This is a genomic window from Amycolatopsis sp. lyj-346 (genome assembly GCF_046548975.1).
Lineage (GTDB): Bacteria > Actinomycetota > Actinomycetes > Mycobacteriales > Pseudonocardiaceae > Amycolatopsis.
The window spans coordinates 41,674-57,188 of the sequence record NZ_JAJPWT010000017.1; the positions used below are offsets into that span (position 1 = coordinate 41,674).

11 protein-coding genes and 1 tRNA gene are annotated in these 15,515 nt (G+C 69.9%); 3 read left to right on the top strand and 9 right to left on the bottom strand.

Going from position 1 to position 15,515, the window contains the following annotated elements; translation table 11 throughout:
• Positions 1–11: 11 nt before the first annotated feature.
• From ACLJQE_RS35830 to ACLJQE_RS35855, 6 genes are all read right to left on the bottom strand, one after another.
• The gene (locus tag ACLJQE_RS35830; protein WP_410643990.1) at positions 12–1,505 is read right to left on the bottom strand and encodes a carboxylesterase/lipase family protein; all 1,494 of its coding nucleotides are present in this window, start codon (positions 1,503–1,505) and stop codon (positions 12–14) included.
• Positions 1,505–2,926 (bottom strand): ATP-binding protein, encoded by a 1,422-nt coding sequence (locus tag ACLJQE_RS35835; protein WP_410643991.1) that lies wholly within the window; start codon positions 2,924–2,926, stop codon positions 1,505–1,507. The genes ACLJQE_RS35830 and ACLJQE_RS35835 overlap by 1 nt, the downstream gene beginning before the upstream one ends.
• Positions 2,923–4,575, bottom strand: coding sequence for an FAD-dependent oxidoreductase (locus tag ACLJQE_RS35840; RefSeq protein ID WP_410643992.1), 1,653 nt, complete (start codon positions 4,573–4,575; stop codon positions 2,923–2,925). Before ACLJQE_RS35840 ends, ACLJQE_RS35835 begins: the two co-directional genes overlap by 4 nt.
• 10 nt (positions 4,576–4,585) lie before the next feature.
• The gene (locus tag ACLJQE_RS35845) at positions 4,586–5,512 is read right to left on the bottom strand and encodes a ribonuclease Z (RefSeq protein WP_410643993.1); all 927 of its coding nucleotides are present in this window, start codon (positions 5,510–5,512) and stop codon (positions 4,586–4,588) included.
• Between the two features lie 13 nt (positions 5,513–5,525).
• Complete coding sequence (locus ACLJQE_RS35850) at positions 5,526–6,080, bottom strand: HdeD family acid-resistance protein (RefSeq protein WP_410643994.1); 555 nt, start codon at positions 6,078–6,080, stop codon at positions 5,526–5,528.
• 134 nt (positions 6,081–6,214) lie between these two features.
• Positions 6,215–8,389 carry an RICIN domain-containing protein gene (locus tag ACLJQE_RS35855; RefSeq protein ID WP_410643995.1) on the bottom strand — a complete coding sequence of 725 codons (2,175 nt, stop codon included), beginning with the start codon at positions 8,387–8,389 and terminating at the stop codon, positions 6,215–6,217.
• A gap of 269 nt (positions 8,390–8,658) precedes the next feature.
• On the opposite strand from ACLJQE_RS35855, the gene ACLJQE_RS35860 reads away from it, so the two are divergent.
• Both ACLJQE_RS35860 and ACLJQE_RS35865 read left to right on the top strand, forming a co-directional pair.
• A tRNA-Ala gene (locus tag ACLJQE_RS35860) sits at positions 8,659–8,731 on the top strand.
• A 29-nt stretch (positions 8,732–8,760) separates the two neighbouring features.
• Complete coding sequence (locus ACLJQE_RS35865; RefSeq protein WP_410643996.1) at positions 8,761–9,222, top strand: peptidoglycan-binding domain-containing protein; 462 nt, start codon at positions 8,761–8,763, stop codon at positions 9,220–9,222.
• 925 nt (positions 9,223–10,147) lie between these two features.
• Here ACLJQE_RS35865 and ACLJQE_RS35870 read toward each other — a convergent pair.
• Positions 10,148–10,798, bottom strand: coding sequence for a TetR/AcrR family transcriptional regulator (locus ACLJQE_RS35870; RefSeq protein ID WP_410644171.1), 651 nt, complete (start codon positions 10,796–10,798; stop codon positions 10,148–10,150).
• Positions 10,799–10,909: 111 nt separating this feature from the next.
• Here ACLJQE_RS35870 and ACLJQE_RS35875 point away from each other — a divergent pair, with 111 nt between their 5' ends.
• Positions 10,910–11,362 carry a YybH family protein gene (locus tag ACLJQE_RS35875; protein ID WP_410643997.1) on the top strand — a complete coding sequence of 151 codons (453 nt, stop codon included), beginning with the start codon at positions 10,910–10,912 and terminating at the stop codon, positions 11,360–11,362.
• 174 nt (positions 11,363–11,536) lie between these two features.
• Here ACLJQE_RS35875 and ACLJQE_RS35880 read toward each other — a convergent pair whose 3' ends face one another.
• Both ACLJQE_RS35880 and ACLJQE_RS35885 read right to left on the bottom strand, forming a co-directional pair.
• Positions 11,537–11,728, bottom strand: coding sequence for a hypothetical protein (locus ACLJQE_RS35880; RefSeq protein ID WP_410643998.1), 192 nt, complete (start codon positions 11,726–11,728; stop codon positions 11,537–11,539).
• A gap of 114 nt (positions 11,729–11,842) precedes the next feature.
• Positions 11,843–15,514 carry a hypothetical protein gene (locus ACLJQE_RS35885; protein ID WP_410643999.1) on the bottom strand — a complete coding sequence of 1,224 codons (3,672 nt, stop codon included), beginning with the start codon at positions 15,512–15,514 and terminating at the stop codon, positions 11,843–11,845.
• Between the last annotated feature and the right edge of the window lies 1 nt (position 15,515).

Sequence of the window (15,515 nt, forward strand, 5' to 3'; positions counted from 1 at the left end):
AAGGAACGGTCTCAGGTCACCGGGAACCAGGTCCCGGACGCCCATTCCGCGTCGCCCCAGGCTTTTCGCTCGTCCGCCCGTGGGTCGAGCACCAGATCCGTGTCTTCCCGGAAAACCATCACCGGCCGCAGTTCGGGACCGTACGGCGGCCATTCGGGACCGTCGGCGGACGCGACGCCGTCGTGCACGAACCGCACCCAGCAGCGGTGGATGAGCAACGCCGCGCGCTCGCGGGCGGGGTTCACGTCGGTCGCTTCCGCGTACAGCGGGAGCGGGGTCTTCCACGCCATGGTCGTCTCGGTCCCGTGGCCGCCGTCGAGCTGCTCGGGCACCCCGGGCGCGGCGATGTCGATCCGGTACCGGTAAACGGGCGCGTGCGTGGACTGCGCGTCGGCGAGCCGCTGCGTCGGGACGCCGTACCGCTCGTCGCCCATCGCGGCGATCCGCGCGGCTTTCAGGCCGGGGACACGGCGAAGGTACGTCTCGAGAAGCCGTGAAGCGCCTTCTTCGCCGAGGATGCTCGCGAGCACATCGGACGCCGGGGCTGTCGCGACGTCGTCGCCGAGCATCATCGCGTACGTGCTGCCCTCGTTGCTGTTGTTGCCGATGAGCAGCGGAACACCGGCCGCGCTCCCCCTTCGGATCGGCCCGATCGGCACCTCGGGCAGCACCCGCGGATGCAGGGTCGGGCGCCAGAGCCAGAGCGCCTGGAACCCGCTCAGGATCCGTTCCTGCGCCTCGACGAACTCCTTGGCGGGCAACGACCGCAGAGCCGCGATGTCCTGGCAGCCGACCTCGTCCAGCAGCCGCCGCGCCAGCGCCGTCCCCGCTTCCGGCGTCGCCACGTGGTCCGCGCCGCCGGAACTGCTGATCGCCTGCGCGAACAACCCCGCGCCGAGCGGGCTGCCCATCAGGTTCCCGACGCTCTTCGCGCCCGCCGAAACGCCGTAGACGGTGATCCGCGCGGGATCCCCGCCGAACGCGGAGATGTTGCGGCGCACCCACTTCAACGCCTCGACCTGGTCGAGGAACCCGCAGACGCCGGCGTCCGCTTCGGACTCGCCGAAGAGGCCGCCGAGGTGCAGGAAGCCGAGCGAACCGAGCCGGTAGTTGATCGTGACCACGACGATCCCGGCGCGCGCGAACTCCTCGCCGTCGCCCAGCTGCTCGCCGTGGCCGACGCGGTAACCACCGCCGTGCAGCCAGAACAGCACCGGCCGTCCGCCTTCGGGTGTGGGTCCCTCGGGAGTGCAGACGTTGAGGTACAGGCAGTCCTCGTCGCACACCGCGGACGGGTTCATCGGGTCCGGCGCCTGCATCGCGTGCGGCCCGTACTCGGTCGCCACGTGCACCCCGCCGGACAGCGACGGCGGCTGCGGCGCCTTCCACCGCAGCTCGCCGACCGGTGGGCAGGCGTACGGGATCCCGCGCCAGACGCGCACGCCGTCACCCGCGAACCCGACCAGCGCCCCGAGTTCGGTCGTGACCGTCGGGACGGAAACCATCAGAGCGAGGCCTGTTCGACCGTCGGCAGGCAGATTTCGAACCGGGTGTTCCCCGGCTCGGACTCGACGCGCAGGTCGCCCTGGTGCCGTTCGACGACGATCTTCCACGAGATGTCCAGGCCCAGCCCGGTGCCCTCGCCGACCGCCTTGGTCGTGAAGAACGGCTCGAAGATCCGCGGCTTGATGTCCGCGGGGATGCCCGGACCGGTGTCGCCGACCTCGACGCGGATCTGGTCGTCGACGCGCCACGTCCGCAGCGTCAGCGTGCCCTCGCCCTTCATCGCGCCGAGGGCGTTGTCGATGATGTTCGTCCACACCTGGTTCAGCTCGGCCGGGTACGCGGGGATCTTCGGCAGGGTGCGGTCGTACTCCTTGACGACGCGGACGCCGCCGCCGATCTTGCCGGACAGCATCACGAGCGTGGAGTCGAGGCCGTCGTGGACGTCGACCCACTGGTGCGGCGCCCGGTCCATCTGCGAGTACTGCTTGGCCTTGCCGACCAGCGCGGAGATCCGGGTCGTGGAGTCCTCGATCTCGCCCATCAGCATCTCGGTTTCGAGCGCGTAGGCGAGCCAGCGGACGGCGCCGTCGATGAAGGTGTCGCCGACCTGCTCGAGGACGTTGTCCAGGTCGGCCGTGGTCAGCCCGGCGCGGACGTAGATGTCGGCGAGGTCCCAGCCGCCGTCGATGCCGCGGTCGCCGAACCAGTCGCCGATCTCGTCCTCGCGGTCGGCCTGCTGCATCGCGGTCAGCTTCTCCGCCTGCGCAACCTGCTTGACCAGGCGTTCCTGGACGTCGATGAGCTGGTAGAGCAGCTCCGGGTCGATGTCCTTCTTGGCCAGGAAGGCCAGCTTGTGCCGCATCCCGGCGACGCGTTCGCGCAGCGCGGACGTCGCCCGGACGGCGGCCGCGGCCGGGTTGTTCAGCTCGTGCGTCAGGCCGGCCGAGAGCTCGCCGAGGGCCAGCAGGCGACGGCGGGAGCCGATCACGGTGTCGCTGTTGCGCCAGCCGAGGTACATGCCTTCCAGCAGGTGCGTTGCCATCGGGAACCACTTGCGGAACTGGACGGAGAACTCCGCGGCGGGCAGCGCGAGCAGCGTCAGGTCGCTCAGCGCCTGCACCGAAGCGCCGTAGCGGTGCTCGGCGCCCTGGTGCACGAAGAACTGCGTCGCGCCGAAGTAGGCACCGCGCTGGTCGGAGCGGTTGGTCTCCACCTCGGTGCCGCTGACCAGCCGCGTCATCCGGACGGCGCCGTTCAGGATCACGTAGAAGCAGGTCGCCTCGTCGCCCTCGCGAAGCACGAAGGAGTCACCCTCGTACTCCTCGAGCACGGCGTTGGCGGCGACCCAGTCGAGCTGCTCCTCGGAAAGGTGTTCGAACAGGAAGAGGCCGCGAAGCTCTTCCCGCGGCAGTGCGCTCATTGTTCCTCCAGGTACCGGTGTACCAGCGTCACGGCCATCGCGCCTTCGCCGACCGCGGACGCCACCCGCTTGACCGACTGCGACCGCACGTCACCGGCCACGAACACGCCCGGGATCGACGACTCGAGGTAGTGCGGGTCACGGTCGAGCGGCCAGCCCGCCGGCCGCTGCCCGGCGCTCAGGAGGTCCGGCCCGGTGCACACGAAGCCGTGCTCGTCGCGGTGGATGGCCTCGCCGAGCCAGTCGGTGCGCGGGGCGGCGCCGATGAAGATGAACAGGTGCCCGGTCTCGACCGTTTCGGTGACACCGTTCTCGCACAGGGTGAGCCGCTCGAGGTGGCCTTCGCCGTGCACCTGCTTGACCGTGGTGTGGGTGCGGACGTGGATGTTGCCGATGCCGGCGATCTGCTCGATCAGGTAGTGCGACATCGACGCCTCCAGCGACGCGCCGCGCACCAGGATCGTGACGTCGCTGGCGTGCTTGGAGAAGAACACCGCGGCCTGCCCGGCGGAGTTGGCGCCGCCGACGATGTAGACGTGTTCGCCCTTGCACTCGGGCGCCTCGGTCGCGGCCGAGCCGTAGTAGACGCCACGGCCGGTGAGCTCCTCCACGCCGTCGGCCTCGAGGGCGCGGTAGTTGACGCCGCTGGCGAGGATCACCGAGTGGGCGGCGATCTCGCTGCCGTCGCCGAAGGTGAGCACCCGCGACGAGCCGCGGGCCTCCAGGCCGACGACGTCGCGGGCGGTCAGCACCTCGGCGCCGAACTTCTGCGCCTGGCGCCGGGCCCGGTCGGTCAGCTGCGCCCCCGAAACGCCGTCGGGGAAGCCGAGGTAGTTCTCGATGCGCGAGCTCGTGCCCGCCTGGCCGCCGGTGGCCTTCTTCTCGACGAGCACCGTGCGCAGGCCTTCGGAGGCGCCGTACACCGCGGCGCCGAGGCCGGCCGGGCCGCCGCCGATGACGACGAGGTCGTAGAACTCCTGCGCCGGCCGGGTCGACAACCCGACCGCGTCGGCGATCTCGCTGCCGGCCGGGTTCTTGAGGACGGTGCCGTCCGGGGTGACGACCACCGGGATGTCCTTGTCGGTCGCCTCCGCGGCCTGCAGGATCCGGCCGCCCTCGTCGTCGTCGACCGAGTACCAGCGGTACGGGACCGCGTTGCGCGCGAGGAAGTCCCGCAGGTGGAACGACGGCGAGTTGTAGCGGTGGCCGATGAGCTTGACCTCTTCGACCGGTTTGTCGCCGACGGCCTTCCAGGTCTCGACCAGTGCGTCGATGACCGGGTAGAGCTTCTCCTCCGGCGGGTCCCACGGCTTGAGCAGGTAGTGGTCGACGTCCACGACGTTGATCGCCTGGATCGCGGCGTCGGTGTCGGCGTAGGCGGTCAGCAGGGCGCGGCGGGCGTGCGGGAACAGGTCCATCGCCTTCTCCAGGAAGGCGATCCCGTCCATCTGCGGCATCCGGTAGTCGGCGAGGATCGCCGCGACGGCGTCGCCGCGCAGCTTGATCTCGCGCAGCGCGTCGAGGGCGTCCGGACCGGAGTCGGCGCGGATGACGCGGTAGTCCTTCCCGTAGCGCCGGCGCAGGTCACGGGCGACCGAGCGGGACACGGCGGGATCGTCGTCGACGGTCATCAGGATCGGCTGGCTCACGAGATGCAGCCTACGGCTCGCCGTGGCCGATCGGCGAAGAACGTCTTTTCGGCACCTGGACCCGCTCCAGGTCCTGCGCCACCACGATCTCGCCGTCGAACTCGGCCCGCGCTTCGGCTTCGAAGCGCTCCGGATCGGTGTAGCGCTGCGAGAAGTGGGTCAGGACGAGCTGCCGGACGCCGGACTCGGCGGCGACGCGCGCGGCCTGCTGCGCGGTCAGGTGGCCGAAGTCCTTCGCCAGGGAAGTGTCCTCGGCGAGGAAGGTCGACTCGATCACGAGGGTGTCGGCGTTTTCGCTGAGCGCGTACACCGCGTCGCACAGCCGGGTGTCCATCACGAACGCGAACCGCTGGCCGGGCCGTGGCGTGCTGACGTCTTCGAGTTTCGTCGTCCCCAGGCGCCCTTCCCGCTGGAGCCGGCCGACGTCGGGGCCCGCGATGCCGTGTTCCGCCAGCCGCTCGGGGAGCATGGTGCGGCCGTCGGGCTCGGTCAGCCGGTAGCCGAACGCCTCGACGGGGTGGCTGAGCCGCCGGGCCTCGAGGGTGAACTTGCCGGTGGCGAGCGGGCCGTCCGCGACGATCGGGTGTTCCCGCAGGTCGGCCTGCTCGTAGAACGCCGTCGCGTGCCTCATCCGCGCGAAGTAGTGCGCGCCGGACGCCGGGAAGTGGGCGTGCACCGGGTGCGGCACCTTGTCCAGCGAGAGCCGCTGGATCACCCCGGGCAGGCCGAGGCTGTGGTCGCCGTGGAAGTGCGTGAGGCAGATCCGCGTGATGTCCGTGGCGGCGACGCCGGCCCGCAGCATCTGGCGCTGGGTGCCTTCGCCGGGGTCGAAGAGGATGCCCTCGCCGTCCCAGCGCAGGAGGTAGCCGTTCTGGTTGCGGTGGCGCGTGGGCACCTGGCTCGCGGTGCCCAGCACCACCAGTTCGCGGGTCGACACCCCCGCACGGTACTCAGGCGGCCAGCTTCCGCAGGCGGAAGGCGAGCACCAACAGCACGATCCCGTACAGCAGCGCGTAAATCCCGACGAGCAACGCGATGCCGTAGGCGCCGGCGATCGGGTTGATCACGATGAGGACGCCGGCCAGCACGGAGATCGCGCCGGCCGCGATGAGGAACGCCTCGCCGCGGATCTGCTTGCGCAGCCGGATCGCCGCGGCGATCTCGGCGATCCCGGTGATGATCGCCCAGAAGCCGACCAGCAGGGCCAGCAGCAGGACGGTGATGCCGGGCCAGACCAGGACCAGGATCCCGGCGACGACGCCGAGCGCGCCGAGGACGCCGTAGGCCACGCGGTGGGCGGTGTCACCCGGGCGGAACGCCTGCACCAGGCCGCCGACGCCGTCGACGATCGCGTACACGCCGTAAAGGACCGCCAGGACGAGCACGGTGGCGCCGGGCCAGATCAGCGCGAAGAGCCCGAACAGCACGGCGAACACGCCGCGGACGGCGGCGATCGGCCAGGCTTTGCGGGGTTCGACGATGGTGAACGCTGCGAAGGAGGTCATCTGCCGCTCCCGGATCGATGAAGAACCTCAATATTGCGGCGTTTACCCCCGTCCGGCGCCTCGAACACCCCGTTCGGGTGTATCCACAAAGGACCGGCGTGCGCCGCGGCCGCCACCACGGCGCACGCCGGTGCTCAGGGGTAACTCACCAGGTTGACGGCCTTGGTCCCCGGCGGCGTCGCCGGGCCGGTGTTGTTGATCACGTGCGTGATCGTGCCCTGGTGGTTGAGCGACACGGTCACCATGTCGTGGAACCGGACACCCGGCGTGTCCGGCACCTCGTACGCGTGCGCACTGGCCACGGACGGGTTGGTGCTGAAGTAGCAGTAGCTGCCCAGGCCCCACGCTTCGTGGCTCGTGACGTCCGGGCCGACCTGGTAGGCCGAGAAGCCCTGCGTCGAGCCGTTCATCCAGCTCGCCTGGTTCGGCACGTCGTAGGGCATTTCGTTCTGGAAGAAGTAGGTCCGGCCGCCGTTGCCGTTCCAGACGACCTGCGTCTTCTGGTAGTGCTCGACGAAGAGGCCGTACATCGTGACGTTGCTGCCGTTGACGATGAGCCCGGTGTCGGCGGTGTTGGTGGTCCAGCCGACGTGTTCGGTGCGCTCGGCGTGGTCGGCGCGCCAGATCCACAGGTGGTCGCCGAGCACGTTGCCGCTGTTGACGACCAGGCTGTTCGTCGCCTTGCCGACGGCGGCGCCGCCGATCCGGAAGAACACGTCGTGCAGCGACGTCGGGTTGGCCGCGTGGTTCGCCGCCGAGCCGGCCGGGCCGACCTGCATGAGCGTGTCCGAGCTGGTCGTGCCGGCGTCGATCAGCAGACCGGCGACCTTGACGCCGTCGACGTCGTCCACGGTCATCGCGGTGATGCCGTTGTCCGGGATCAGCGTGGCGATGCCGAGGCCGAGCACGACGGTGGCCGGACGGGTGACGCGCAGCGTCTGGTTCAGGTGGTAGACACCGGGGGTGACCAGCAGGTTCTTGCCGGCGGCGAGGGCGGCGTTCAGGTCCGCGGCGGTGGCGCCGGGCTTGGCGATGAAGAACCGGTCGATCGGGATCGAGGTGCCGGGCGCGGCGCCGTTCGCCCAGGTCGTGCCGGCCGCGTTGGTCTTGAGGCCCGGGACGAAGACCTGGTAGTTGCCCTCCCCGTCGATGTAGAGGAACGGCTTTTCACGCACGACCGGCGTCTGGCCGACCGTCGTGTAGGGCGGCGCCGGGAAGCTGTTGGCCGGGGCACCCTGGACACCCGCGAAGACCATGTTCCAGTTCGAGCCGTTCCAGCTGCCGAACTGCGAGTTGCGCGAGATCCACTGCTGCTGCGAGCCGGAGCGGACCTGGCCGTCGACCTTCGTGTCGGAGATCCAGCCGCCGCTGGCCCAGCCGCCGTCGTCGAGCTGCAGGTCGCCGCGGACGTGCATGCGGCGGTAGGGCGCGGCCTGGCTGACCGCCCACCGGTCGGCGCCCCCGGTCGGCGTCACGGACAGGTTCTCGGCGCCGCGCCAGAAGTTCTGGGTGGCGTTCTGCGGCGGGAACCAGTCGGCCTCGACGTGCACGGCACCGTTGATGGTGACGGCGTCCGGGCTCAGCCCGAGGCCCAGCACCTGCGTGTAGAAGCCGACGTTGACGTCGTTGGCGTAGGTGCCGGGCTTGAACATGACGGCGTAGCGCCGGCCACCGAACTGGTTGCGTTCCTGCTGGCGGAAGATGCTGTCGAGCCGGCTTTGGATGGTCGAGCTCGGCATGGACGGGTCGAAGATCACGACGTTCGGCCCGAAGTCCGGCTGACCGGGCTGGCTCGTGTTCACGGGGGTCAGCGTGAAGGACTGGGCGGCGGTCCCGTTGCAGCTGTACTGCTGGAGTTGCACATCGGCGGCGGAGGCCCCGGGGACGTCGAGGCACTTCCCGCTGTTGCGGCTGACGAAGTGGTACCGGCCGGCCCCCTCGTCGACGGCCTGCCACTGCTGGTTGGCCCCGCCGGAGTAGGTCCAGAGCTGCACGAGCCCACCATCGGCGGCCGAGACGTCCGCGACGTCCCAGGCGGCGGCCGGGTTGGTCCGGGCGTTGATCCGGAAGTAACCGTCCCCGGTGGCCTGGAACTGCCACTGCTGCGAGGCGGTCTGGTTGCAGCTGTACTGCTGGACGACGGTCCCATCGGCCGTCCCGGCCGCCCGGGCGTCAACGCACTTCCCACTGTTCGCGGCGGCGACGGTGTACCACCCATCCGGGGCAACGGCCGCTTCCGCCGTCGTCACCGCGCTACCGACCAGGACCGATGCGGCCGCGAGCAGCGTCATCACCCGCCGTCTCGTCATCGAAGCCTCCTCTGCCGCACACGCGGCGTCATCGAGAGGTGTGCCCGGTCTTGAAGACGCGGCGTAACGGGCGGGGACCTCGGCGTCACAACCGCGCAAAATGTAACGGCGGCCACAGTGGGCGTCAATACAGGACTAAAAATAAGGTCTGAATGTGCTGGTCAGGAGGTTGTGGGTTGCAAGATGAGGTTGCGGGGACCCCCGTGCGGAGGGGGTCCGGGCCGGGTGTAATGTATGGGCATACGAGATGCGGAGTTCACCTTCGCCTCGGGGCTATGGCGCAGCTGGTAGCGCACCTCACTGGCAGTGAGGGGGTCAGGGGTTCGAGTCCCCTTAGCTCCACTCTCTCGAAACACCGCCCGCCGGACCTGATGGTCCAGGTCGGGCGGTTTTTTGTTGCGGCACTTGACGCCCGATTCAGGTGGCGGGTGGCACGCTCCACCCGACTTCTGACCGCTGACTCCCGGGCCCTGCGCAGAGGCAGCCGCGGCGACGACGTTGCCCGGGTTCAGGACCGTCTCAACGCGCACGGGGCCGCGCCACCTCTGGCCGCGGACCGGCTTTTCGGGCCCCTCACCGACGCCGCCGCCCGGCATTACCAGCGCGGGCACCCGTTGACCGCCGACGGTGTGGTCGGCCGCGCACGCTGGCGTCGTTCAGGCGCGGAGGCCACCCGAGTTGGGCCCTACGGTGTCAGTCGCCGGTGTCGTCCGACGCTTGGCGCTCGGCGCTCGGCGCAGGAACTGTTCCTGTGGAACATCATGTTCCGGCTGGGTCAGCGGTCCAGGTGGGCGACCTCGTCACAGCCATCGACTTCGCCCCAGGCAGGGTAGGGCGGGTCACCACGCGGATCGACGCGTCGGGTAACGCGACCGTCACGCTTGTCGCGGCCGGTCCGGTGCCGGCGGTTCCTGGTTTCCGGATCGGGCGGCGGCCGAGGTGGCGCTGAAGGCCGCGTTCGGATTCTCTTCGGTGCGGGACGGGTGGGCGCCGTGGACGCTCGACGAGTTGGCCAAGGTGCACAGCGCACTGCAGCGAATGCCGGCGGCGGACCGGTCCACGCTGGACGGCGTCGACCTGGTTCGGGAGAAAATCATCCTGGTGAACGGCAGCCCTGCCGCAGGGCGGTCAACCTTTACTCGACGGCGCTGGACCGCACCCGGCGCGCGCGGACTTCGCGTCCACGATCGCCGGCCAGAACAGCTGGCACACGGCCGCAGAAGTGGCAGGAGAACACGAATGCCGTTGAACCTTCCCCCGGAACGCCCGCGATCATCAAGAACGCCCAGGACGTCATGGAAGCCGAGAAGGAGTCCAAGGAGCGGCGGGACAAGCGCACCGACGACCTTGAACAGGGTGCGGACGCAAGTAACCGGCCCACGACGAGCGGCAAGTGACCTGATGCCCGATCGGCAGGCGTACAACGCATCCACCATCGACTGGTCCCACATCCGCGCCTACGCGCAGCGCACTCACGGCAGGGGCACCAAGAACTGGGGTGATCGCGAACCGGTAAGCGGTTGCTCAGCCATGCCAAGGGCGCTGGCCTGACCAAGGCACTGAAGCGCCTGCTGCCGGGTTGAGCCACCTCTCGAAGCCCCTGTAGTTCAAGCGCGGTGAGTTTGCGCAGGCCCGGCCTGCCAACCGGTCGTTCCGTACGTGCCGCCCTTCCTGCCGGTGGCAGCGGACCGCCGAGTTCCGGGCCCCGTGGCCGCCCGTTCTCCGGAACGGGGATGGAGGTGCGGAGAAGGCCCGCCGTCAGTGGGTGGCCGGCAGCCCGGCCGCGGTCGCGGCGATCATGTGCTGCAGCGTCGGCCGGAACGGGGGGAACACCCGGGCGATCTCCGGCTCGCGGTCGTACAGCTCCCGCAGTGCGGCCGAGGGACGGGTCAGCGGGAAGAGTTTCGCGACGAACGCGCTGGCCGCCATGACCAAGGAAGCCCCGTCCGTGCCGGTCAGTTCGGGGCAGGCGGTGGTGAGCTTCCGGCCGACGGTGAAGTAGGTGTCGATGGCCCACCGTTTGTAGACCCGCAAGGCGGCCACCGACACGTTGTGCTCCAGCATCGTCTCGGCATGGGTGGTGAGGTCGCAGTACAACGGCCGGTCGGCGTAAGCGTCGGCCAAGGCCGCCGCCGCCGCGGAAAAGCCGCTCGCCTCGTCCAGTGCGGCGCCGGCGGCAGTGGCCCAGTCCGCGCCTTCCCGCATCGTCAGCTGGAGGTAGATCTCCTCGCGCGTGCCGAAGTAGCGCAGGACGTTGGACTTGGCCAGCCCGACCGCCGCGGCGATGTCGCCCAGGCTGACCCGGGCCACCCCCGATGCCTGGGCGAGGTCGGCGGCGGCGGCGAGGATCGTCTCGCGCCGCTGGTTCTTCTGCTCCGGGCGCCGGGCCCGCTGGAACGACGCTTCCATGGCAGTCACCACCCTAACCCCCGACATCTAGCAGAACGATGTTCTCTTGTTAAAGCGACGCTGTTCTTATAACCTCGGCCCGACCCGTCCCCCACCCGAAACGGCAAGCACATGACCGCCGGCAGCACCGATCTCGGCCAGACCATCGACGCCTTCGTGGCCTCCTTCAACGACCCCGACCTCGACCGGGTCATGTCCTTCTTCGCCGAGGACGCCCGCTACCTGCCCGGCCGCGGCCCCGAACTACGCGGTCTCCCCGCGATCAGGGCGGCGTTCGCGCCTCAGTTCGCCGGCCGCTACGGCGCGATGACCTTCGACGTCTACGACCAGGTGATCGACGAGCCCCGCGCCCGGGCGACGATCCGCTGGGCGTGCCGGCTGGACCTGACCGGCGCGCACGGCAAACGCGCGATCCCGCCGCTGCGGTGGTTCGCCCGGCTCCGCTACCGCGGCCGCATGCAGTGGCACGGCCTGGACGTCTTCCACTTCGACTCCGCCGGTAAGATCACCGGCAAGTTCACCTACGCGACCTTCCGCCTGCCGCTTTGGGAACGGGCACGCTGACCATCCGCGCCGACGAGCGTGATCAGCATTCTCTCCTGCAGCAAACCTGAACTGTCGCAACGCACGCTCATGCCGATGTGCGGACGTTTGATCGTTGCACCTGTCCTTGGCGTGTGCCGGTGAGTTGAAGACGTCGACGTCACCGGGTGGACGAGGTCGGGAAGAGAGCCGGCCCTACAGCCCGGCTCGGTCGAGCAGTGCGCGCATGCGGTCAACCGGCAGTGCCGGATTCGCACCGGCGGCCTCGACGACCTTCTGGTCGTCGTCGGTCAGCAGGGTTTCCAGCACCCGCACGGGGACGCGCCGATGACGGGCAGCGGCAGCGCGCACCAACGCCTCGGTGTCACGGGTCAGGACCGCGATCACATCGGCCGGCAGGTCAGAGCCTCTTGCGGCCAGAACACGGCGGCTGGGGTTCTCGGCGATCGCCAGGCCGGGTGCCGGTTACCAGGGCGAGCACGTGATGCTCAAGTAGTCAGCTCAACTCCGGTCACGCCGGCGGCGGGGCCGGCGGTCGCGGTTATCGGTGACGACATCGGGCGCAACATACGGCGTGGCCATGAATTCCTTCAGGGCGAGCGCTTCACCAGTCTGAAAGTCCAGCGCGATGGCCGCGGCCGCGGTCGCGGCGGGATCCTCGCCGGCGACCCAGCGGGCAATTGTCCCCGCGAGGTGGTAGACGAAGGTCGAGGGCACCAGATCCGCCCGGAAGCCGGGGGCTGCTGCCTCCGCGACCACAGCCAGACCGTGCCGCGTGGTGCTCACCGGCCCTGTGGTGACCGCCTGCTTCACCGCGTCCACCAGGAGCCGGAGCAATGGAGACCACAATCGCTCCGGGGTCAGCCCGCACAGCTCGGCAGTCCATGTCGCGGCCGCCCACAGCGCGTCCACGTTGGCGCCGCGGCCGGCGACGTTGGCCATGTTGGCCACCACACCTGCCGCCAGCTCCCACAAGCCGCAGTCGAGCGCGACCGCGACGGACCGCCCGTAGTGCTCGACGGCCTCGTCGAGCCGTCCGCGGCGGGTGGCGATCTGACCGAGGTCGTGGTGGAAGGCGGCGATCTCCTTGGGCTCCCCCAGCCGGGTGGCGTGCGCGAGCCCGGTGGTGGCAAGGCGTTGCGCCGCGTCGAAGTCACGGCGGTCGAGATGGCAGAGGGCCAGCCGGCCGATCGCGGCGAGTTCCGCCTGGTCGTTGTGCGTGACGCGGCTGAGCTCCAGCGCTCTGGTGGCGGCGGCGATCGCCGCCTCGATGTCGCCGGCCATCTGGTGCAACACGGCCTGGTCGAGCTTGAACGCGCCCTGCCGCCACTCGCTCTTGACCGCAACGGCGAGGTCGTAGCCCTCCTCGGCGTACTGCATCGCCTCCTCGGCACGTCCCAGACGCTTGCTCAGCTGCCCGAGCACGCCGACCGCGACGAGTGCCCCGCTCCGATCATCGTGCTCGGCGTGCAGGTCGCGGGCGGAGCGGGCCAGTGCCAGCGCTTCGTCGTAGTCGCCTCGCCGCATGGTGATCTCGGCCATCCGCATGGTCAGATCCGCCCGGTTCGCGCAGGCTTCGCCGTAGCCGACGCTGCGACGGAAGTCGGCCAGTGCGGTGTCCCAGTCCGACCACCGTTCGGCCAGTTTGCCGGTGAGCTCGAATCGCAAGGCCCACCGCCGGTCGAGGCCGTCCTGTGGCAAGCCGGCTCGTTCCAGCGTGGTGTCGAGGCGGCGGACGAGCTCGTCCGCCGCGGCACGGTCGTCCTCGTGACGCGGGTCGTGCACGGTGAAGAACCGCAGCTCGCCCAACAGAACGTCCACGTAGGACTCGCCGGTCTCGTGCGGGGTGCCATCGGCCCGTCGGCGCAGGGTGGTGATCTCCTTGTGCAGCAACCGGCTGATGAATCTGTGTGTGCCGCCACCGGTCTCCGTGAGCAGCGCGCACTCGGCGAGCGCCGCCTCGGCCGCGGTCGTGCTCCGGTCCTGCCACTGGTCCAGCCTGCCGTTCGCCGTGCCTACGTAGATGTAGGCGCGTTCGATCCCGGCCGGCAACGCGGTCCGCACGATCGCTTCGCTCGCGGGCCACTCCCCGGTGGTGAGCCGGTCGACCACGATCCGGCCGAAGTCTGCCGCCGGCCTCGACGGGATGCTCCACAGCGTGCCGATGTAGCCGCGGGCACCCGCGCGGACGAACTGCCGGCCCACGCCGGTCCAGGACTGGCAGGAGTTGTTGAACACGATCGGCCGCCGGGACATCGTCAGCCATTGTGGGATCAGCCAGCTTGGCAGCTCGAACCCGTCGGCCAGCACGATGGCCTCGTCCGAACCGTGCGTGTTGAAGAAGATCAGCTCGACCGGGAGGCTGTTCGACAGATCCATCAGGGCCTGTGCGGACGCGTCGGATCCGGACAGCAGGACCGGGTGGGTGAAGTGAGTGCCCACCGAGCGCAGCACATCCGGGGTTTCTGACGTTCGGAAGAACCCGGGATCGAACACCAGGCTGAACGTCCCGGGAGAGCGCTCGACCCCAGCGCCGTACAGCTCGTTCAGGATCAGCAGGGCCGGGTCGGCCGCGACGTGTCCGATGGGCTTGCTGGCCCAGTCGGCGTCGGAGGTGCGCACGAACGAGTAGGGCAGCCCGGTGGTGAACACGGTCAGGCGCCGCTCCCCGACCTGGGCGACGGCGGCTGCGGGCACTTGCGCGGTCACCGCGGCTTCTACCGCGGCGTAGGGGTTTCGCCCGGCGGACAGGTATCGCCACAACTTCTCGACGAAGTCGGCTGACCGCGCGTCCTCGCCGAGCGCTCGGGCCCCAGCCTGCACCCGGGCCTGCTGTTCGGCGACCGCGCGCTGGACCGGTTCGAGGTCTGGTGGCGGCGTGACCACAAGCCTCGCGCCACGGTGGTGCGCATAGACGGCGCCGAGCAGGGCCGCGGTGTCGGTGGTGTTCTCTACCAGCACCGCCTCGTCCCGGCTCTCGCTGTCCTCCACCGACAGCGGGTCGAGCGGGGGCACCGCGTGGTCGACTGCACGCAGCACTGCTCCCGTACGCAACGCGACGAACAGCGCGCCGACCCAGGCGGTGAGGTCGTCGATCGCCACGTCGAGCAGCCGTCCGGGCGCACTGTCCGGGTCGCGCAGCAGCTGCCACCCGGCGGTGGTCAGGCCCGGCAGGTCTGTGCACGACAGATGCAGGGTCTCCGGCACATTCGCGAACATCCTAGAGCTGCCGGGGTGCTCCGGGTCGCGGCCGGACTCGGCCCACACTTCGTCGGCCTCGGCGAGCAGCGCCGGATCCCGGGTGTTCAGCTCCTCCGGCGCGAAGGAGTGCAGGAACACGACCCGCCGGACACCCATCCGATGCACGAGGTCGGACACCAGCTCGTTGTGCTTGAGCCACGACCGGTACGGCGACAAAGCCCGCCGCAGCCGATGGTCCTCAGCGATCTCGGCCATCGCCTTTCGCGCCGTCTCGGGATCGCCGGACACCACCTCGTCCCGCCCCATCGTCCCACCGATACGCTGCATGGAGGCGTCCTGGGCGCGGCGGAACCGGCCGTAGAGCTCGATGTACTCCGCCTGGGGCATCGGTGGCGGCTCGATCGCGACGATCGGGGTGAGCCGGTCCGCAGGCAGGCAGGATGCCACGATCGCCGCCTCCCGCACCTGGTCCGGCCGACACACGATTACCGTGTCCGCCACGTCGAACGCCGGCTCACTCGCGACGGTGACAGTGAGCTCAGAGGTGCCTGGCGGCAGCGAAACCCGCACCCCACCCCGGTGGACAGCGCACGGTGCGGCTGATTCGACGGTCAAGGTGATCTTGCCAGGCAGAGCGAACACGGCTCCCTGCTCGATGGCCTGACCGGCCGCGTCGACGGCCAGCAGCCAGTCGAGCGGCGAGCGCAGGTCGAACCGCTGGGTCAGGGCCGCCGTGACCGGGCCGCCGTCCCGGCTCTCGACGAGTTCCAGCTCCCGGGTCCCGATGCCAAGCCCTTGCTGTACCCGCGTCACCGGCACGTCCGCCGACGGCAGTGGTTCCGGCGCGACACCCGCTGCCAGCAGGTGCTCATTCACAGTCAGCGCAGGCTTTCGGTGCAGGTCGAGCAGTGCCGAGGCGAGCAGTCCGTCCGCGAAGCGGAGCCGGATCCCGTGTGACAGCCCAAGATCCACG